Genomic DNA, 20,406 nt, shown 5'->3' on the forward strand with positions numbered 1-20,406 from the left:
TGTCGTCTCCCTCCCCCGCGCCGGGCCTTCGCCCCGCGGGTACCCTCGCCGCATGCAGCAGCACAGGGTTTGCGCCGCGCTCCTCGCCGCTCTCGCGGCCTGCGGCGACAGCGGCGCCATCATGACCGAAGGGACAGGTTCCGACCCGACCGGTGATCCGACCGGCGGAGATCCGACCGGCAGCCCCACGAGCGCCCCCACCGGCAGCGACAGCACCACGACCGATCCGTCTGACACCGGCGGCGATCCGACCGGCCCCACCGGCACCAGCGAGCCCACCACCGGCGACCCGACCGACACCGGCGATCCGCCGCCGCCTCCGCCCGCGGGCACCTGCGAGGTCCCGGTCGAGCTCGTCGACACCGCGAACTCGACCGCCGTCGTCGGCGACGGCACCCCCGGGAGCTGCAACGAATCGGCGCTGGCCGCCGCGCTCGCCGGCGGCGGCGTCGTCACCTTCGCCTGCGGCGGCCCCGTCACCATCACTCTCGGGCAGGCGATCGCCATCACCAGCGACCTCGTGATCGACGGCAACCACGAGGTCACCCTCTCGGGCGGCGGCGTCACGCGGATCCTCGACATGGACACCGGCAACTTCGAGTCACAGGGGCCGCACCTCACCGTCCAGCGCCTGCGCTTCATCGACGGCAAGGCCAGCGGCACCGAGGGTCCGCTCGGCACCGACGTCGACGGCGGCGGCGGTGCCATCTTCCACCTCGGCGGCAGCGTCACCGCCATCGACAGCGTGTTCGAGAACAACGAGGCCGCCACCTGGGGCCCCGACGTCGCCGGCGGCGCGATCTACGGCATCGGCGTCGGCGCCACCACCGTCGTCGGCTGCACCTTTCACAACAACCGCGCGGCCAACGGCGGCGCGATCGGGGCCTTGCACACCGCGCTCACGATCGTCAATTCCACCTTCACCGACAACGAGGCCACCGGGCGCGACGCCAACTACATCGACATGATGGGCGAGCAGGCCGGCCACGGCGGCAACGGCGGCGCGATCGTCATGGACGGCAGCGGCCGCGAGCTGACGATCTGCGGCAGCACCGTCCAGGGCAACCGGGGCGGCGCCTTCGGGGCCGCGCTGTTTCGCACCGGCTACGAGGGCGAGCCCACCGTCATCGACCGCAGCACCTTCGCCGACAACGAGATCCCCGACCACGACGACGACGACTCACCGAGCAGCGGCGCGCTCTACATTCAGGGCACCGCCGTCACGCTCACCAATTCGACGATCTCCGGCAACAAGGCGCGCAGCTCGGCCGGCGTGTGGATCCTCGGCCACGGGGCCCAGCCCGCCGTCGCCGACCTCACCAACGTCACCATCACCGGCAACTCGACCTGGCCGCAGGACGACTTCACCATGCGCGGGATCGGGGCCGGCATCACCATCGGCGACGACACCACCGGCACGATCCTCAATTGCACGATCGCCGGCAACGACGCGCAATTCGGCGCGGGCATCCTGCGCGTCACCCCGCTCGTGGTCCGCAACACCATCATCAGCAACAACGCCGAGAATCAGTACACCCCGCTCAATTGCACGGGGGCGATGTTCGCCAGCCCGCCGGGCAGCGGCGACCACAACATCCAGTGGCCGAACGGCGTGCAGGACGACATGGACTGCACCCCGGGCATCTCGCGCGCCGACCCGCTGCTCGGCGCGCTCGCCGACAACGGCGGCCCGACGCGCACGATCATGCCGCTCGCCGGCAGCCCCGCGCTCGCGGCCGGCAGCGACTGCCCGCCGACCGATCAGCGCGGCGAGCCGCGCGGCGACCCGTGCACGCTCGGCGCGCTCGAGTCGCCCTGACGACGAGCCGCCGCCCCGCTCGTCCTCGCGACCGGCACGCACACGAATCACACGAGCACCGCGAGCTCCTGCTCGCGACGCAGCGCGGAGATCACAGGTCCCGCTCCTCCTCGCGAGGGCGAGCACGAATCACACGAGCACCGCGAGCTCCTGCTCGCGACACAGCGCGGAGATCACACGTCCCGCTCGTTTCTAGCGATCGGCGCACGAATCACACGAACGCCGCAAGCTCCCGCTCGCTGCGCCCGACGAGAATCACACGTCCCGCGCGTCTTTGGCGAAAGCACGAATCACAGCAGCGCCGCGAGCTCCTCGCTCGCCGCGCCGAGGTCTCCGCAAGATCCCACCGCGCGGCCTCGGAGGCCGCCGCGTTGCGAATCGTCACGGCGCGCGACTCACAGCCGAACGAGGCCGGTGCGCAGCATGTAGACGAAGCGGCGCCGCTGTTCCTCGCCGAGCAGGCCGTGGATCTTGCCCACGGCCACCTGCACCGCCTTCTGCACCCGCTCCGCCGAGCGCGTGCGTTCCGCGGCGATCTGGGCCGCCGCGGCCTCGTCGAACGTGTCGGCCGCCAGCAGGTCGGCGTAGCCGCCGCTGGTGCGGCGCAGGTCGAGTTCGGCCTGGGCGCGCTCGACCTTGAGGCCGTCGAGGATCACCGCCAGTTCGCTGACCTGACGCTCGTCGAGCCCGAGCTTGTAGGCCAGGAAGCGCAGCGGCCGGCGCACGCCGAACGGACCGCCGCCCCAGAAGAAGCTCTCGGGGCCGCCTCCGGGCTCGCCGCCGCCGCCGCTCCCGTCTCCGTCGCCGCAGCGACCTCTACCAAAACCACCACAATGGGCATGCTCGTGCCCGAAATGCCGCGACGCGGCCACCCGGCGCGCGAACCCGCGCCACGCAGAGAACCAGGGATGCATGATTGTCGCTTTCTGCCGGGGCTCTCGCTCCCGGCGCTGTCCGGACCGCGCGGGCGACCTGCCTCGCGCGTCCTCGGAGTATTCGGTCCGGGCCGGCGGCTGTCAACCGCCGCCGCCGCGGATCGCCGCAGCATCGCCGCCGAGCTCGTCCGCGCCCGCAGTGCCCGGTCCGCGCGCGGGCGGCGAATCGCCGCGGCCTCACCCTGGCGCGCCGGGTTTGTACCACTCGAACTGGTTGGGCCACACGAAGTTGTTGAACGCCACGCTGATGCTGAGGTCGAGCGCACGCACGTGGTGCCACCAGCCGACCGGCAGGAACAGCGCCTCACCCGGCAGCAGCACCTCGTCGAGGCCGAACGCGCCCGCGAGCTCGTCGCGCTCCGGGTCGAGCGTGCTGTACACCCCGCGCGCCGCGGCCAGCAGGCGCGGCTCGTCGGGCGGGTACAGGCGGAAGCGTTTGCGGCCCACCACCTGGAAGAACAGGATGTTCGACGTGTCGTGGTGCAGCGACGTCACCGTCCCGGCCGGCCCGAACCACAGCGCCCCGCACCGGGCGCTGCGCGACTCGTCGAAGTAGCCCGGCGGCAGCGCGATGTCGGCGAGCAGCCCCTGCAGCTGCGGGCGCGCCAGGTTGCGATTGTTGGCGATCAGATAGACATCATTCGTCTCGCCGGCCGCGAGCACGCGATCGATGTACTCGCCCAGCGTCGTCGCCCGGCAGTGCTCCTTGAAGCGCACGTCGGGGTCGTCGTCGGCGGCGCGCCCGATCGACATCTCGATCTCCGCCGCCCCGAAGCGGTCGCGCAGGTCCGCCGGGCTCCAGCGCGAGAACGCCGGCCAGCGCGGCACCACGTCGGTCAGGATCACCGGCGTCCCCGTCGCCCAGTAGCGGGCCACGAACTCGCCCGGCGACGGCGCCGTCCGGCGCTCGATCGCCGGCGCCGTGGCCCGCAGCGTGCGCCGCAGGCGGCCCACCAGCGCCTCGCGCTGCAGCCCGCGGATCGCCGCCCGCGCCCCCGCCAGCTCCGCCGACCCGCGCGCCCGCGCCAGCGCCTCGTCGATCACCGCCGCCGGCACCGCCCGCTCCGCCAGCGCCGCCCGGATCGCCGCCTCGTCGGCCCCGCGCAGCAGGTTCTCCGCCAGCCACGCCCGGTACGCCGGGCTCAGCGTCGGCCCCCGCCGCCGCCGCGACGCTCTCACAAACCTGTCCCTTCGGTCATGGACCCCGAACCTTCATCTGTCCTCCAGGGCATGTCCCCCATCACATGTCCCTTCAGCCATTGGTGTCGGGGGGCGGCATCGGCGGGATCGCCGTCGTGCCGGCGTCCTCGGTCGTCGCGCCGGTCGTGTCGGGCGGCGGCATCGGCGGGATCGCCGTCGTGCCGGTGTCCTCGGTCGTCGAGCCGGTCGTGCCCTCCGTGGTGGGATCCGGCATCGGCGCCGTCGACGTCGGCGGAGGCATCGGCACCACCGTCGTCGCATCGCTGCCCGACTCGCTCCCGGTCGGCGGCACCATCGGCGGGATCAGCGTCGTCTCCCCCTGGGTGGTCGGGGCCTCGGTGGTGAACATCGGCGCGATCGTCGGGTCGACCTCCGTCGTCATCGGGCCCGGCATCGGCGACTTCTCCGTCGCGCTGGTCTTGTCCTCCTCGCCGCAGGCCGCGGCTCCGAGCGTCACCGCGATCACCGTCCTGCACACCAGCGCCGGGCCCGGCGGCAGCGGCGTGAGGCCTCGACCTTTCGCGTCGGTCATGACCTCATGAACGCCCGGCGGGCCCGCGGCTGTCAAGCCTCGCCGCGCCGGGCCGCCAGCGCGGCCGCGACTACCATCAATCCGCCGCCGACCGCCAGGCGCAGCAGATCGGCCTGCTCGCCGAAGATCGTCAGCGCCGCGAGGACCCCGAGCGGCACCTTGAGGTTGTTGGCCACCGCCAGCGCCCCGGCGCCGACCTGCACCGCCCCGCGGTTCCACAGATAGAAGCCGAGGCCCGTCGCCAGCAGCCCGAGGTACGCGAACACCAGCCACTGCGTCCCGGTCAGCGCCGCCAGCGTGCCCCAGCTGCCGCTCCACGTCGCCGCGATCGCCGTCACCCCGACCCCGCCGAGGTACAAGAGCGCGATCACCTCGCGGTCGCGCAGCGCCGGTCGGTCGCGCCGCAGGCGGCGATACGCCGTCTGCCCCCAGGCGAAGCACAGGCTCGACAGCTGCACCAGCACGAAGCCGACCCACGCCACCCCCGCGCCCTCGCGGTGCTGGATCACCGCCGCCCCGAGCACCGCCAGCCCCGCCAGCCCGACGTTGACGACGTCGAACCGGCGCGCCTGCGCGTCGCAGATCAGCGCCACGTACAGCGGCGTCAGCACCGTGTACAGCACCACCTCGTGCGCCGCCGCGAACTGGAACGCGGTGATGTAGCCGACGTACATCAGGCCGTACTGCACCGCGCCGATGACGAGCAGGCGCGCCACGATCGCCGGCTCGAGCCCGCGCACGCGCAGCAGCGGCAGGAACAGCGGCAGCGTCAGCAGGAGCCGCACGGCCGCGACGAAGTTCGGATCGAGCACGCTCAGGTGGCGCTTGATGAGCCCGAAGGAGAACGCCCAGAGCAGGGTCGCCGCGAGCAGGGAGCGCATGGCCTCGCCGCCATCTCGCAGTTCCGCTCGCCGTGCAAGGCCGGCCCACGCGCGCAATTGCACGCCGCCCACCGCTCGCCTGCGTGGCAGCATGGCGCATGACCGCGACGGTCCCCGGCCTCACGCTCGTCCCCGAGTGGATCTCCGCCGCGCTCGAGCGGGACATCGTCGCCGCCGTCGACGCCCACCCGTGGGACGACAGCCTGCGCCGCCGCGTCCAGCACCACGGCTACCGCTACGCCTACCGCGGCCGCAAGGTCGACGCCGCCGAGCCGCTCGGGCCCTTGCCCGCGTGGGCCGCCGAGCTGGCCGCGCGGCTTTGCGGTGAATCCGTCTTCACCTGTCCTCCGGACCAGGTCATCGTCAACGAGTATGTACCCGGCCAGGGGATCTCCGCCCACATCGACTGCGTCCCCTGCTTCGGCCCGGTGGTCGCTTCCCTGAGCCTCGGCAGCGGCGCGATGATGGAGCTGTCGCCCCCGGAGCCGGGCCCGCGGGCCGTCGTGTGGCTGCCGCCGCGCAGCCTGCTGGTCCTCGCCGGCGACGCGCGCTACCGCTGGCGCCACGCCATCCCGGCGCGCAGGAGCGACCCCGATCGCGGCCCGCGCGGGCGCCGGTTGTCGCTGACCTTCCGCACCGTCGTCCGCCGCCAGTGACTGCGGTCCGGAGCTCGCCCGCGGGCTCTCGCGTTACACTGACTCACCGTGCCTGCCACGCCCCGGATCGTCGCCGCCGCTGCGGCCCTCGTCCTCGGCGCCGCCGCGACCGCGCGCGCCGACAGCCTGCACATCGACGTGCAGGCCAACCCCGAGCGCAACTTCACCCCGGTGCAGGAGCTGTCCTACGAGGCGATCGTCGCCGGCGTCGACGGCTACAAGGTCGACCTGCGCCTGCGCGTCGCCCTGCACAACGCCAGCAAGCGCCGCCAGGACGCCGTCCTCTCGCTCGCCATGCCCCGCGACGCCGAGCTCGTCGGCCTCGCGGTCGCCCGTGACGGCGTCTGGAGCCCCGGCAAGCCCGCGGGCGTCGCCGCCGAGCCCGGCCACCGCGCCTCCGGCACCGCCTTCGCCCGCGCCCTCGCGCCCGCGATCGCCGGCGACCTCCCGGCCGCCGAGGTCGTCGTCTTCAACCTCGACCCCGAGACGAACATCCAGCTCGAGCTGCAGCTCAAGGTCCCGCCGCGCCTGCGGGCCGACCGCTGGGAGCTCGAGCTGCCGAGCCGCGGCGACGACCGCTGGGCCCTCGCCCCCGAGCGCCGCGTCGTCGTCCAGGCCGCCCCGCGCTTCTGGCTCGACGACGTCGCCAGCGACGGCGCCGCCTACCTCGCATCGCGCCCCGAGGACAGGTCCGTTGTTTCATGGCCCTATAAACATGTCTCAAAAGACAGAGGCATCCTCGACGGCCACCTCGAGGTCTTGCCCGATCCGGCGCCGCCCGGCAAAAAGGCCGGCAGCGGCCGCTTCCGCGCCTACCTGCGCCTCGGTGCCGCCCCGCCGCCGCGGCCCGACCACGTCGTCGTCGTCCTCGACCGCTCGCGCAGCACCGCCCCCGACCTCCACCGCGACGCCTTCGCCGCGCTGACCGGCCTGTTCGACGAGCTCCCGCCCGCGCTCACCTTCGACGCCATCAGCTTCGCCCGCACCGCCCGGCCGCTGCTCGGCGACAATGAGTTCCCCGGCGTCCGCGACCGCGCCGCCCGCGACCGCGTCGCCGCCGCCCTCGACGCCGGCGCGCGCGAGCAGGGCACCGACCTCGCCGCCGCCCTCGCCCTCGCCGGCCGCCGGATCGCCGCCCGCGGGGCCCGTCGCCCGCTCGTCGTCGTCATCACCGACGGCATGCTGCCGGCGGGGATCGACGCGCAGCAGATCGGGCATGTCTTTTCGGACAGCCTCACCAGGACCACCCGCCCCGAGCTGCTGTTCATCGTCGACGAGCCGATGATGCTGCGCGGCGGGATCACCCCCGAGCACCCGATCGCCGGCATCGCCACCGCGCTCGGCGCCCGGATCAGCCTCGAGTCGCTCGCCCAGCACGCGCGCCGCAGCGGCGGCGAGCCGCCCGAGGGCCTCACCGAGGCGCTGCTGGCCGCCCCCGCCGTCCTCTCCGACCTCGAGCTGCAGCTGCCGCGCCGCGTCACCCTCGACGTCCCCGCCCCCGACGGCCTCGTCGCCGGCAACGTCCTCGTCGTCCGCGGCAGCTACACCGGCGCCCCGCCGAGCATCGGCGTGCGCGGCAAGCTGGCCGGCGTCCGCACCAGCCGCACCCTGCGGGCCGTCGCCTCGCCGCCGCCGCCCAGCGCGCTCGTCGCCTCGTTCGGCGTGTCCGACCTCGACCGCGCCGCCGCCGACGGCTTCGCCCTGCCGCCGTGGTTCGGCCTCAATCAACAGCGCGTCGCCCGGCTCGGCATCACCTGGGCCGGCCGCGGCAACGGCGACGAGCGCGGCTTCCTCGACGAGAAGATCTTCCGCAACTACCTCGGGATCCGCGTCTTCCCGCGCGCCCGCGCCTGCTTTAATAAGGCCCTCACCCGCGACCAGCAGCTCGGCGGCAAGGTCGTGTTCGAGGTCGAGGTCGGCAAGGGCGAAGTCATGCTCGCCCGCGTCGACACCGCCGGCCTCAACCACCGCGAGCCCGGCTTCGAGGCATGCCTGCTCGAGGCCGCCTGGGCCCTGGAGATCCCCGCCGGCCGCCTCGACGACCAGATCTACCGCCTCCGCTACCCCGTCGTCTTCAACGCGCCCGCCGGCGGCCGCCCGGCCATGGAGGACGACCCGCTCGGCCCCGGCACCGTCGAGCGCCTGCTCGCCCTCCCGCGCTGAAGAACATGTTTTTAAAGACATGCCCGATCGGGCATGCTCATCAGAGCATGCCCGATCGGTCACTCGGCTGCGCGGACCCTGAGCGCGCGCTCGATGTCGCGGACGCGGATCTCCTGCAGCTCCTGCTCGACGCGGCCGCGCTGCTCGTGGACCGAGTAGTCGCCGTCGCGGCCGCTGGTCGTCAGGCCCTCGATCACGCGCTCGATCGTGCGGGCCAGCCCGCCGGGGCCGAAGTACTGCCCGCCCTCGGTCATCAGCCCGTCGTCGGTCTCGCGCACGTGCAGCGCGATCGACCCCAGGCTGTCGGCCGCGGCGACCGCGAGCGCCATCCGCTCGCGCGCCTGCGCCTTCTCGGCCCGATCGATCTTCGCGTCGAGCCGCTGCCACTCCTTGAGCCGCGCCCTGTAGGCCGCCGACTCCGGCACCCCCTCGATCGCCGCGTGCGCCACCGCCGGGAAGCGCCAGTACGGCTGGTTCTGCGCCGGCGTGTAGCGCTCGCCAGCGGCGCCGGCCATGAACGTCGCCAGCAGCAGCGCGTGGTCGAGCAGCAGCGTCGCCCCCGCCGGCGCGGTCACGACGGGCGCCGCCTGGGCCTGCCGCGGCGCCCACGGTTTCGCCGGCGCGCGCTCGACGTTCGCCGCGAACTTCGGGTCGGTCGAGATCGTCAGCGTCGAGCCGACCAGCGCCACGTGGACGTCGCGCCATTGCGGCCACGTCACCACATGGCTGCGGCCCTTCCCGCGCTTCACCTTCAGCCCCGCGAGGCCGAGCGGCGAGCCCGGGAGCTTCGCCATCGTCACCGCCACCAGCGCCTCGGCCGCGACGACGTTGGTAAATCCGAGCGTGAGGTTGAAGCCGAGCGACGACCTGCCCTCGGCGGTCACCAGCGCGCTCACGTCGCGGGTCGTCACCGCGAAGCTCACCGTCCCGTCGAGCATCTCGACGGCGGCCCGCGGCTCGCCGCCGAGGTTGCGCTGGATGTCGGCGAACAGCGCCTCGACGCTCTTGCCGTCGGCCCGCAGCAACGCGTCGAGCGCCGCGATCCCCTCGGCCACGTCGAACCTGCCGCCTGTCCCGAAGAGCACCCGCTCGCTCGCGGCCATCAGCGCCGGCGGCGGCGCCCCGCTGGGCCCGAGCGCCCGCCGCAGCAGCGACGACTCCGGCGCCTGCGCCCGCGCCGTCCCGGCGATCGCCTGCGGCCCGAGCGACAGCTCGAACACGATCGGCCCCAGCGGTCCGAACACCGCGCTCCACAGCTCCCGCTCGCGCTGCCGGCGTTCGCGGTGCTGCGCCTCCGCGGCGCGCTGCTCGTCGGCCACCTGCTGCCAGCGCGCGATCTCCTCGGCCGAGCCGCCCTGCTCGCGCAGCCGCTGCAGCTCCTGCTCGGCCCAGCTCGGCGACGGCTCGCCCTGCCGCCTCTGCGCCTCGAGCTCCGCCCGCATCATCCGCGCGACGTCGACGAACGCCACCACGTCGCGCGCCGCCGGCCCGAGCGCCTGCTGCCAGCGGGGCGACGCCGTCAGGCCGCGGGCCGGGTCGACGCTCGCCAGCTCGCGGGCGAAGTCGTGGGGCGCGAGGCTCGGGTTGTCGACCATCACGATGAACGCGAAGTCGTCGCGCAGCACCAGCGACGTCTTCGCGTTCGACTCCTGCCCCAGCACGATCCCGCGGTCCTCGTAGACCGACTCGAGGTCGCCGCCGAGCTTCATGCCGACGCGGTCGAGGAATTGGCGGAACCGCTGCGGGTCGCTCAGCGTGATGAACAGGCACATCGAGCCGCTGCCCGCGTCGAGCAGCGCCCCGCCGACCGGTCGGTCCGGGTCGACGCCGATCTCGGGCCACCGCCCGGGGTCGAGCAGGTTGTGGCCGAGGCCCTGCTCGAGGTACGCCGCCGCCTGATCGTAATAGGGGCGGTACGTCCCGATCAGCGCCGCCACGTCGACCACGCGCAGCACGTGGCGGACGCTCGCCGCGCTCACCACCACACCTGTCCCTTCAGGCAGGAGGTCGATCGGCGCGCGCGCCGGCGCCACCGCCGGTGGAGGCGCCGCGCGGGGCGAGGTCGCCACGGCCGGCGCCGATGTCGACGCCATCGGCGAGGCGTTCGCCGTCTCCGGCTTGGGTCGACAACCGGCAGCGACGAGCCCCGTCGCCAGCACCGCGGACCACACAGGCGAATGCGAGCGCATGTCCCATCGTAGCACCGGGTCCACGCGCCGGTGTTCGCCCGCGCGCCCCGGCGCTACGGCGATGACGGCACCCGCTCCCACGCGTCGTACTTGGCAGCCGGCTCCGGCCCCGCGAACACCTGGATCGCCACCAGCGGCTCGGGCCCGTTCTCGAAGCTGACGAGCGCGCCCGGCGGCATGTAGATCGTCGTCCCCGGGCCCACCTCGTGCGATTGCCCGTCGATCGTGAATTTGCCCGCGCCGCTCAGGATGTGAATGTACTCCTCGGTCGGGTCGCGGTGCTCCGGCACCGTACCCCCCGGTGCCATCTCGAGCTTGCCGAGGAACGCGTTCTGCCCGCGCGCCAGGGCCCAGATCTGCGCCGCCCCGCCGCTTTTCTGCCGGTGCTCCGCCTGCGCCAGCGACGTCACCGCCGCCGGCAGCGACGGCTTCGGCGCATCGGCCGGCCTGGCGTCCTCCGCCCTGGTCTCGCCTTTCGTGTCCTTCTTCTTCCCCGGCTCCGCCTTCGCCAATTCGGAGCGCGTCTCGACCTTCACCGGTTCGGGCGCGCGCTCGCAGCCTGTGGTCGCCACAATCGAGAAGAGGAGCACGAAGCCGGCGCGTGACATCGCGCCGCAACGTACATCACGACCTGCGCGCCGCGCAACGGCTCACAGGACCGGGAAGTCGAACTCGAGGTTCTCGCGGCGCGACGTCGGCGTCTGGGCCCCGCGGGTGAGGCGATGGACCTCGCCGACCACGTACTCGCGCAGCTCGGACACGCGGATCGTGCCGTCGCGGTCGAGGTCGGCCGAGCCCGACATCAGCCCTTGCAGCACGCTGAACGTGAACACCCCGTTTTGCCATTGCGCCGACTCGAGCGCGAACTCGGCCCCGCTGGCCGACGAGATCACCGCCGCACCTGACCCTCGGCGCAGGTCGGCGAACAGCTGCGCCAGCACCTCGTGCGAGCGGTCCGGGCTCTGGATCGCCCCGCCGTAGCTGAACGTGCGGAAGTCCGAGGCCAGCTTCACCTCCTCGGCCCGCGCCCCCGTGCCCGCGCCCGGCAGCGGCGGCGGCGTGCGGATCGCGTCCTCGTCGACCTCGCCCGAATGGCAGGTGTCCATCATCATCAGCTTGCGCCGCGCCGGGATCCCGTCGAGCAGGCTCTCGAGCTGCTCGTACGACAGCCCGCGCGCGCTCGGCCGCTCGCGCTCGAAGTCGTGGGTCACGAAGTAGTAATCGAGGTTGGTGTCGAGCATCCCGTGCCCGGCCACGAACACCACCACCTGGTCGTCGATCTTCGTGCCGAGCAGCCGCTCGCGGGCCGCCAGGATGTTCTCGCGCCGCGCCTCGCCGTCGAGGATCTGCAGCACCTCCACCTTGCCGAACCGCGACCCGCGCGACTTGAACAGCCCGGCGATGTCGCGCGCGTCCTTGGCCGCGTACTTGAGGTTCATCTTCACGTCGGCGTACTTCGACACCCCGATCGCCACCACGTAGAGGTCCGACGCCGGCGCCGGCGCCGTCGACACCACCTCGACCGTGTCCTTGCGCGACTCGGTGCCCGCCGCGTTCAGCGTCGACACCTGGATCTTGTTGCGCCCCGGCAGCAGCTCGACCGCCAGCGTGCGCTCGTGGTGGCGCGACTTCTCGCCGCGCAGGTCGAGGCCCGCCGAGCCGTGGATCGGCACGTCGTTGACGTACACCAGCAGGCGGTCGAGCGCGAAGCGGTCGTCGTCGGCCGTCACGTGCAGCTGCAACGTCCGCTCCGGCGTGCTGACCGGCAGCTCGCCCGCGATCTTCGCCGTCGGCAGGTGATACTCCGGCCGCAGCGCCGCCTCGTCGATGCGCATCTTCTTCAGGCGCTTCTTGTAGGCCTTCTCGTACAGCGCCAGCAGCTCCGCCGGCGCGTAGCCGAACCGCTTCAATACCAGGTCGGGCCGGTTGAGCCGCAGGTCGAACAGCTCGACCGGCACGATCGTCTCGCCGAGGCGGAACGACACCGACTCGAACCCCTGCCGCGACGCCGTGTAGTAGTGATCGGGCGTCTCGATCACGTAGCCGTCGGCCCCGATCGTCACGATCGTCGCCACCTCGGCGTGCGTCGCCAGGTCCCACACCTTCACCGTCAGGTCGTAGCTCGCCGTGGCGACGTAGCGGTTGTCGTGGCTGAACGCCACCGAGTCGACCTCCGCCGCGTGCCCCGCCAGCGTCGTCACCAGCGAGCCCGTGCGCATGTCCCACAGCCGCGCCGTGCGGTCGGCGCTGGCCGTCGCCAGCAGGTTGCCGTCGGGGCTGAAGTCGGCGCCGAGCACCGCCAGCGAGTGGCCCTCGAGCCGGTGGAGCAGCGGCATCTCGCCCGCGAGCCCGAACACGTGGACCGAGTTGTCGCCGAAGCTGATCTCGCTGATCGTCTGCGCCAACATGTGCGTGCCGGCCCCGATCGCCACCCTGTCGCGCGCGTCGGACCACGCCACCGCGTTGGTGCGCGTGCGGTGGGCGCAGCCGCCCTGGCCGAGCGCGAACGTCTGCGCGTCGAACTCGACGAACGTCGCCGTCTCGCGGAACAGCACGTAGAGCTTCTTCGCGTCGGCCGACCACCCGAGCCCCGTGATCACCGGCGCTCCCATCGAGATCGTCGTCTCCCCCATCCCCTTCTGACAGTCGGCGTCGAGCCCGCCGCCCTTGCTGCTGCGCAGCCGGGTCCCGGTCGCCACGTCGAACACCGACACCACCGCCTCCCCGTGGGCGATCGCCAGCGTCTTGCCGTCGGGCGCCAGCGACTCCGCCGACGCCCCCGGCGCCGCGAACCGCCGCGTCAGCGCCAGCGTGCGCGCGTCCCACAGCGACACGCCCTCGCCGTCGCGCGTCAGCAGCGACGCCCCGTCGCGCGAGAACTGCACGTCGCTCACCAGCCCGACCTTCGCGTAGGCCCAGCCGAGGAAGTTCTTGCCGTCGTCGCCCGCCCCGACCTCGACCTTCGGCCCCGCCGACACCGCCTTCGGCGCCGCCCCGCGCCGCAGGTCGAGCACCCGCAACATCCCGTCGAAGCCCGCCGTCGCGATCACCGGCGCCGTCGGGCTCCAGGCCACGTGCAAGAGCTCCGTGTCGTTGCCGAACGCCCCGCCGACCAGGTTCCAGAACGTGCTCCGCAGCGTCCGCACCCGCGCCCCGGATGTCCCGTCGAACAGGTCGACCTGCATGTCCGAGATCGTCGCCGCCAGCCGCCCACCCGGCGACAGCTCCGCCCGCGGCAGGCCCGCCGCGTCGCCCGCCGCGAACCCGCCGAGCCTCCGCCCGCTGCGCGGCTCGACCCGCACCACCTCGCGCCCGCGGTGCACCGTCAATTCACCGTCCGACGCCCAGCCGACCAGCGTCCCCGGCATCCGCGACGCCTCCGCCCACGAGCCCGCGTCGTACACGTGCACCGACTCGCCGGCGTCGATCGCCAGCATTTTCCCGTCGGGGCTGAAGCGCAACGGCTTGCCGCCGGCCCCGTTCGGCGCGACCGCGATCGTCCCGAGCAGCCCGCCCGCCTCCGCGTTCCACACGTTGATCTCGTCGGTCGCCGTCAGCAGCACCTTGCCGTCGCGCGACCACGCGAGGTCCTTGACGTCCTTCGCGTGCATCAGCGCGTGCTTGACCGCCCGCTGCTCGAGGTCCCAGATCGCCACCACCTGGTCTTGCATGCTCGCCGCGCTGGCCAGCCGCTTGCCGTCGGGCGAAAACTCGATGCTGCCGACCCACCCGCTGTGACCCGGCAACGTCGCCACCTCCGCGCCGCTGGCCACGTCCCACACGTGCACGCTCTTGTCGAACCCCGCCGCCGCCAGCCGCTCGCCGTCGGCGCTCCACGTCGTCACGTAGACCGGCCCGGCCGCGCCGGTGAACGTGCGCCACTCCTTGCCCATGCGCACGTCGTAGAGCTTGACCAGTCCGTCGACGCTGGCGACCGCCAGCCAGCGCCCGTCGGGCGAGAACTTGGTGTCCTTCACCCAGTGCGAGGACCCGGCCTGCACCACCAGCTCCGGCTGCGGCCCGCTCCCCACATTCGCGCTCGCCGCCTCGTCGGGCGCGCGCACCGACTGCCGCTTGCACCCGGGCGCGCCGAGCGTCGCACCCACGAAGCCCGCGAGCACCAGCCCGCGTATCGCCGCCGCTCTCATCCCGGACCCCCGAACCCGATCTTCAAGCCCGCGTGCCAGCGCCACGCGCGACCGAACCCGCGCTCGCCCTCGATGTGGCGCTCCGCCGCCGGGAAGTCGTTGGTATACGCATAGGCCGGCATCGTGATGCCCGCGTACGGCGCCAGCTCGAACTTCCGCGTCACGCGAATGTGCAGCGCGAAGTCGGCCCCGATGATGCCGCCGATGCCGATCCCCCGCCCCTCGTCGACCTGCGGCAGCGGCATCGGCATCGGCTCGTTTGGATCTGGCGTCCCCACCAGCGAATCGATGCGCCCGAACCCGAACCCGAACCCGAGCAACGCCATCAGCGCCGGCCGCACCCGCCAATCCGGCGGCAGCGCCAGCAGGTCGAGCCCGTAGATGAATTCGAGGCGCCGCACCAGCACCTCCTCCACCTTCGGCACCTGCCACACGTCGCGGTGGAACATGACCTGGAAGTAGACCCGCGGGTGCAGCAAGAACCCGAGCGAGATGTCGAACGCGTTCTTCTCGCTCAACTTCAGCCCGCCCGGCAGCGTGTAGCTGCCGATCGCCCTGCTGTAAGCGCCGCCGACGAAGATGTACGGCTTGCTCACCCCCGAGCGCCAGTAATCCTTGATCTCGCCGGCGAGCCGTCCGCTCGACCGCCGCCGCGGCTCGGGCTCCGGCTCGGGCTCCGGCGTCGGCTCGACCGGCGTCGCAGCATTCGCCGCCGGCTCCACCGGCACCGGCTCGACCGGCGTCGCCGGCACCGGCTCGCTCACCGGCACCGGCGCGACCGCGACGCCGCGCGGCTCGGCGGCCCGGATCCGCTCGACCGCCTTCTGTCCCAGCGCCGCCACCATCAGCGGCGTCAAGACCTTGCGCTGCTTCGCCTCCGGCCCCTGGGCCACGAACAGCTTGACCACCACGTTGTCGACCCGGAACACGAGGTTGTACATGATGACCTCGATGCCGATGCCGTAGGTGTCACCCTGCGCGGTGAACATCTTCGTATCGGCGCCGACCGCCGGCGGGGTCGTCACCGCCGGCAGGCCCTCGGCCATCTCGTCCATCGACGACTGCAAGAACCGCTGGGCCGCGTCCGCATTGGGGAACACCCACCGCAGATCGTGGACCTGCCACATCGCCACCGACGCGTCCTTGGCCGTCCACAGCTTCTTTCCCCAGTGCGTGCAGCCGAACTGCGCCGCCCCGGGCTCGCACCCGGCCCTGGCCCAGTCGCCTGACAGATCCGACACGCTCGTCAGATCGCCCGGCTGCAGGTACGTCGCCTGAAAGCTGGCGTCGTCGGTGCCCCACGGCGGCCCCGCGTGGGCCACCCCCGCGAACGCCAGCGCGACTACGAATATGCACACGATCCGGATACCCACTGGCCCTATCATTCCACGCATCCTATCAACCCCCCTCGCGCCGGTGAGACCGCCGCGGACGTATACCCCGCCCGGCCGTGGATCACGGCGTGTGCTGGAACGCGAAGATCTGGTGGATGCTCTTCGCACCCGCCGTGTTGGCGGCCTTCATCGACACACCCGGCGCGTCTCCGGGCTGGGCGAGGCCGAACGTGCGCGCCTGGACGTCGCCGCACTGCGTACCTGGATTGTATGACAGGTCGCGCGCCCCGCAGGCCAGCTCGTCGGCGGTCGTCTGCCCCTTGCCGAGCGACGTCTCGAGCTTCGCCAGCGGCTCGATCGACGCGACGATGTGGACCTGCTCGAGCCCGACGCCCTCGGCCTCGAGCGTGAAGAAGCCCGGCTTCGGCGGGATCCGCAGGTCCTGCCCGGCCGGCAGCGGATTGACCATGGGCATCTGCGGATGCGGGAACATCACGTTGATGCCGCCTGCAGGCGTCTCCTGATAGAGATAGACGTGGGCCTGCTCGCTGGTGCGGATCGTGAAATACACGTTCGTACCGGTGGCTATCGACCCATTCGGTGGCACCACCGACCAACTCGTCTCACCTGGCTTTTGCGCCAGCACGCCGAACTCGACCTGGAGGTCGACCGCCTGCTCGGGCGGGACCATGGCCACGTAGATCTCCTTCAGCGCCTTCTGATACGACTCGGCGTCGGGCGCGTGCTCGAGGACCAGCATCAGGCTCTCGAGCTTCTCGGTCCGCTCGCGCAGCAGCCGCGCCTCGCCGCGGTACTCGTCCGGCGACATCGCGCCGTTCTTGTAATCCATACACAGCGTGCGCCAGCGCGACAGGTAGCGCTCGACCGCCTGGTCGACCTCGCGGACCGCCGCGACCGAGGTCGTCGCCTCGACCCCGAATTTTCCGGCGTCGACGCGGCCCTCGACCTTGCGCGCGTCGTAGCGGATCTCGGTATCACAATCGGGGCTGCCGCTGCTGCCGCCCTTTTTGCAGCTCCCGAGCGCGAACCCGAGCGTGAGCGTAAATATTGCGACCCCCACCTTCGAGCGCGCGCGCATGTGCGGGGGAAACTGCCCGCTTTGTCGCGGGCGTGTCAATGCTCATGTTTGCCCGACGCGCTTATGCGGACAGTGCCCGCTCGACGGCCTGCATCACCTCGGGCGCGAGCGGCTCGATCTGCGGCTCGAAGCGGTGCGACACGCGGCCGTCCTTGCCGACCAGGAACTTGGTGAAGTTCCACTTGATCTCGCCGCGCAGGCCCTCCGGGAGCTCCTCGGTCAAGGTGCGATACAGCGGCGACTTGTCGCCCTTGGCCCGGACCTTCTCGAACAGCGGAAAGCTGGCCGAGAACCGCGTGGTGCAGAACGTCTGGATCTCCTCGGGCGTGCCCGGCTCCTGCGCGCCGAAGTCGTTGCACGGGAACCCGAGCACCGAGAAGCCGCGGCCCTTGAAACGCTGGTGCAGCGCCTCGAGCGCGTGGTACTGCGGGGTCAGCCCGCACTGCGAGGCGGTGTTCACAATCAGGAGCACCTGACCGCGATAATCGGCGAGCGAGCGGGGCGCGCCGGCGAGGGTCCGGACTTCGTGGTCGAGGGCGGGGCCTTGCATGGCCGGCACCCTACCACGCCGCCGCACGCGCGCGCACCTCCTCGCGTGCGCGCCGCCCGACGTGTGGCACGCTGCTGGTCATGCCCGCAGCTCCTGCCCGCGTCCACAACCTCCCGGCCGCGCGCGCCCAGTACGGCGACCTCATCGGCCGACTCCTGCCCGCCTTCGAGCGCACCGACCCGCTCGCCGACGCCGCCGCCGCCTGGCTCTCGACCTGTCCCGAAGGACATGCCGTCTTCGCCGCCGCGCTGCGCGACCCGGCCGGCGCGCCGGAGCCGGTGGCGGCGCTGCTGGAGTCCGTGGCCGGGCTGCCGGCGTGGGCCCGACCGGCGCGGCTGGAGCGCGCCGCTCACCTGTTCTCGCGGGCAGGTGTGGTCGGCGGCTTCGTCCTCGGTCTGCGCTCGCTGGTGCTCGGCTACGCCGCCCCGGCCGGCAACAAGCCGCTGGCCTTCAGCGGCCGCCTGCGCGAGGCCGCCCCGCGCCGGCTCGCCGAGACCGCCCGCTTCGTCACCGCCGTGTGCGAGCCGGGCGGGCTCTTGCCCGGCGGCGAGGGGCGGGCGATCGCCCTGCACGTGCGCCTGATGCACGCCCAGGTGCGCCGCCTCTTGCTGGCCAGCGGCCGCTGGGACCGCGCCGCCTGGGCGGTGCCGATCAACCAGCACGACATGCTCGCCACCAGCCTGCTGTTCAGCCACGTCTACCTCGACGGCCTGCGTCTGTTCGGCCTCCGGGTCGACGCCGACGAGGCCGACGACTACGTGCACCTGTGGCGCCTGGCCAGCTGGCTGCTCGGGGTCGACCCCGAGCTCGTGCCCGACCGCGAGCCCGAGGCGCGCCGCCTGGCCGAGTGCATCTTCCTCACCCAGGGTCCGCCCGACGCCGATTCGCGGGCCCTCACCGCCGCGCTCTTGCAGGCCCCGCTGCAGGCCGCGCGCACCCCGGCCGAGCGCCGCGTCGCCGCCGCCCGCGTCCGCCTCAGCACCAGCATCTGCCGTCACCTCGTCGGCAACGGCCTCGGCGACGCCCTCGGCGTCCCGGCCGAGCGCCACCCGTTCTCCGTCCCGCTGCTCGCCTCGCTGCTCGGCGGCCTCGACCGCCTGCGCGCCGCCCTCCCGCCGATCGACGCCTCCGCGGTCGCCCTCGGCCGCCGCTACTGGGACCTCGTCGTCGACGTCGGCATGAACGGCGAGACCCCCACCTATCCCATGCCCGCCAAGCTCGGCCGCCACATCGACGCCGCCTGACCCATTCGACATGTCCTTCAAGGCATTTTATTGAAGATGCCCGAAGGACATATCCTTCCAGGCACAATCATCTGTCCACCGACGCTCCCGCCCACGCGGCCTCCAACTTCTTTTTTAAAGATTATCGGAACATGTCCTTCTGGACATGCGACGCAGCCTCTCCCCACCCGTCCCCGTCCGCCCCATGACGACCCCGTCCGACCTGCCCGACCCGCGCGTCGCTGCCGTCAACGACGCCCCCGTGCGCGCGGGCGGCGACTACGTCCTCTACTGGATGATCGCCTATCGCCGCACCACCGGCAACCACAGCCTCGACCGGGCGCTCCGCTGGGCCCGCGAATTGGCCCGCCCGCTCCTCGTGCTCGAGCCGCTGCGCTGCGACTACCCGTGGGCCTCCGACCGCCTGCACGCGTTCGTCCTCGCCGGCATGCGCGACAACCAGCGCCGCTGCCAGCAGGCCGGCGTCGCCTACTATCCATACGTCGAGCCGGGCAAGCGGGCCGGCGCCGGCCTGCTCGCCGCCCTCGCCGCGCGCGCCTGCGTGGTCGTCACCGACGATTGGCCGTGCCTCTTCCTCCCGCGCATGGTCGCCGCCGCCGGCGCGCAGCTCGACGTCCGCCTCGAGAAGGTCGACGGCAACGGCCTCCTGCCGGTCCGCGCCGCCGGCCGCGTGTTCCCGACCGCCTTCGCCTTCCGCCGCTACCTGCAATCCACATTATCAAAGCATGTCGACGAGGGGCCGCGGGCCGACCCGTTCGCGCGCCTGCGACTGCCGTCATTGCCCGCGCTTCCGACGAGCGTCACCCGCCGCTGGCCCGCCGTCATTCCGGACGACTTTTCCCAATTACCCATCGATCACCACGTCGCCCCCGCCGGCCGCGGCGGCAGCGTCGCCGCCCGCGAGCGCCTGGCCGCGTTCGTCGCCGACACCTTGCCCGCCTACGAGACCAGCCACAACACCCTCGACGCCCACGGCACCAGCGGCCTCTCGCCCTACCTGCACTTCGGCCACGTCGGCGCCCACGAGGTGTTCGACGCCGTCATGCGCCCGGCCGGCTGGAGCCCCGGGCGGCTCAACAAGAAGGCCGGCGGCCACCGCCACGGCTTCTGGGGCGTCGCCCCCGACACCGAGGCTTTCCTCGATCAGCTCGTCACCTGGCGCGAGCTCGGCTTCAACATGTGCGCCCACCGCGACGACTACGCCGAATACGACAGCCTGCCGGGCTGGGCCCGCCAGACCCTCGCCGACCACGCCGGCGACGCGCGCCCGCACCTCTACAGCGTCGAGCAGCTCGAGCGGGCCGCCACCGCCGACCCGCTATGGAACGCCGCCCAGACCCAGCTGCTGCGCGACGGCGTCATCACCAATTATCTGCGCATGCTGTGGGGCAAGAAGGTCCTCGAGTGGAGCCCGAGCCCGCAGCAGGCGCTGGCCCGCCTGCTCCGCCTCAACGACAAATACGCCCTCGACGGCCGCGACCCCAACTCGTACAGCAACATCCTGTGGATCTTCGGCCGCTACGACCGCCCCTGGGGCCCCGAGCGGCCGGTCTACGGCAAGGTCCGCTACATGAGCAGCGACAACACCGCGCGCAAGATGCCGACTCGCGACTACCTGCGGCGCTACGGCGCCTGATCGCCGGCTCGCGCATGTTT

Annotated in this window: 15 protein-coding genes; 5 read left to right on the forward strand and 10 right to left on the reverse strand. The window is 72.5% G+C overall.

Going from position 1 to position 20,406, the window contains the following annotated elements; all coding sequences use genetic code 11:
- The first annotated feature begins 52 nt into the window (after positions 1-52).
- Entirely contained in the window at positions 53-1,819 is a 1,767-nt protein-coding gene (locus K7C98_RS10505) for a right-handed parallel beta-helix repeat-containing protein (RefSeq protein ID WP_224191464.1), read from the forward strand.
- Between the two features lie 395 nt (positions 1,820-2,214).
- On the opposite strand, the gene K7C98_RS10510 is transcribed toward K7C98_RS10505, so the two are convergent.
- The 4 genes from K7C98_RS10510 to K7C98_RS10525 form a co-directional block, all read right to left on the reverse strand.
- Positions 2,215-2,733: a Spy/CpxP family protein refolding chaperone gene (locus K7C98_RS10510; protein ID WP_224191465.1), complete on the reverse strand. Its 519-nt coding sequence runs from the start codon at positions 2,731-2,733 to the stop codon at positions 2,215-2,217.
- A gap of 198 nt (positions 2,734-2,931) precedes the next feature.
- Positions 2,932-3,933 carry a cupin-like domain-containing protein gene (locus K7C98_RS10515; RefSeq protein WP_224191466.1) on the reverse strand — a complete coding sequence of 334 codons (1,002 nt, stop codon included), beginning with the start codon at positions 3,931-3,933 and terminating at the stop codon, positions 2,932-2,934.
- Positions 3,934-4,006: 73 nt separating this feature from the next.
- The gene (locus K7C98_RS10520) at positions 4,007-4,486 is read right to left on the reverse strand and encodes a hypothetical protein (RefSeq protein WP_224191467.1); all 480 of its coding nucleotides are present in this window, start codon (positions 4,484-4,486) and stop codon (positions 4,007-4,009) included.
- A gap of 32 nt (positions 4,487-4,518) precedes the next feature.
- Positions 4,519-5,367 carry an EamA family transporter gene (locus K7C98_RS10525; RefSeq protein WP_224191468.1) on the reverse strand — a complete coding sequence of 283 codons (849 nt, stop codon included), beginning with the start codon at positions 5,365-5,367 and terminating at the stop codon, positions 4,519-4,521.
- A gap of 98 nt (positions 5,368-5,465) precedes the next feature.
- Between K7C98_RS10525 and K7C98_RS10530 the strand changes: the two genes are divergently transcribed.
- On the forward strand, positions 5,466-6,023 hold the full coding sequence (locus K7C98_RS10530; RefSeq protein ID WP_224191469.1) for an alpha-ketoglutarate-dependent dioxygenase AlkB: 558 nt from the start codon (positions 5,466-5,468) through the stop codon (positions 6,021-6,023).
- 48 nt (positions 6,024-6,071) lie between these two features.
- A complete protein-coding gene (locus K7C98_RS10535; protein ID WP_224191470.1) occupies positions 6,072-8,186 on the forward strand; it encodes a hypothetical protein in 2,115 nt (704 codons plus the stop codon).
- Positions 8,187-8,245: 59 nt separating this feature from the next.
- Here K7C98_RS10535 and K7C98_RS10540 read toward each other — a convergent pair whose 3' ends face one another.
- From K7C98_RS10540 to K7C98_RS10565, 6 genes are all read right to left on the reverse strand, one after another.
- Positions 8,246-10,255, reverse strand: a complete 2,010-nt coding sequence (locus K7C98_RS10540) for a hypothetical protein (protein WP_224191471.1) — start codon at positions 10,253-10,255, stop codon at positions 8,246-8,248.
- Between the two features lie 173 nt (positions 10,256-10,428).
- Positions 10,429-10,983: a cupin domain-containing protein gene (locus K7C98_RS10545; RefSeq protein ID WP_224191472.1), complete on the reverse strand. Its 555-nt coding sequence runs from the start codon at positions 10,981-10,983 to the stop codon at positions 10,429-10,431.
- A gap of 42 nt (positions 10,984-11,025) precedes the next feature.
- Entirely contained in the window at positions 11,026-14,523 is a 3,498-nt protein-coding gene (locus K7C98_RS10550) for a caspase family protein (RefSeq protein ID WP_224191473.1), read from the reverse strand.
- Entirely contained in the window at positions 14,520-15,896 is a 1,377-nt protein-coding gene (locus tag K7C98_RS10555; RefSeq protein WP_224191474.1) for a hypothetical protein, read from the reverse strand. The genes K7C98_RS10550 and K7C98_RS10555 overlap by 4 nt, the downstream gene beginning before the upstream one ends.
- 82 nt (positions 15,897-15,978) lie before the next feature.
- Positions 15,979-16,956: a DUF4384 domain-containing protein gene (locus tag K7C98_RS10560; RefSeq protein WP_224191475.1), complete on the reverse strand. Its 978-nt coding sequence runs from the start codon at positions 16,954-16,956 to the stop codon at positions 15,979-15,981.
- A 61-nt stretch (positions 16,957-17,017) separates the two neighbouring features.
- Positions 17,018-17,506 (reverse strand): glutathione peroxidase, encoded by a 489-nt coding sequence (locus K7C98_RS10565; RefSeq protein ID WP_224191476.1) that lies wholly within the window; start codon positions 17,504-17,506, stop codon positions 17,018-17,020.
- Positions 17,507-17,586: 80 nt separating this feature from the next.
- Here K7C98_RS10565 and K7C98_RS10570 point away from each other — a divergent pair, with 80 nt between their 5' ends.
- Entirely contained in the window at positions 17,587-18,750 is a 1,164-nt protein-coding gene (locus K7C98_RS10570; protein WP_224191477.1) for an oxygenase MpaB family protein, read from the forward strand.
- Between the two features lie 184 nt (positions 18,751-18,934).
- On the forward strand, positions 18,935-20,386 hold the full coding sequence (locus tag K7C98_RS10575) for a deoxyribodipyrimidine photolyase (protein WP_224191478.1): 1,452 nt from the start codon (positions 18,935-18,937) through the stop codon (positions 20,384-20,386).
- The last annotated feature ends 20 nt before the right edge of the window (positions 20,387-20,406 follow it).

This window comes from Nannocystis pusilla (assembly GCF_020073745.1).
GTDB lineage: Bacteria > Myxococcota_A > Polyangia > Nannocystales > Nannocystaceae > Nannocystis > Nannocystis radixulma.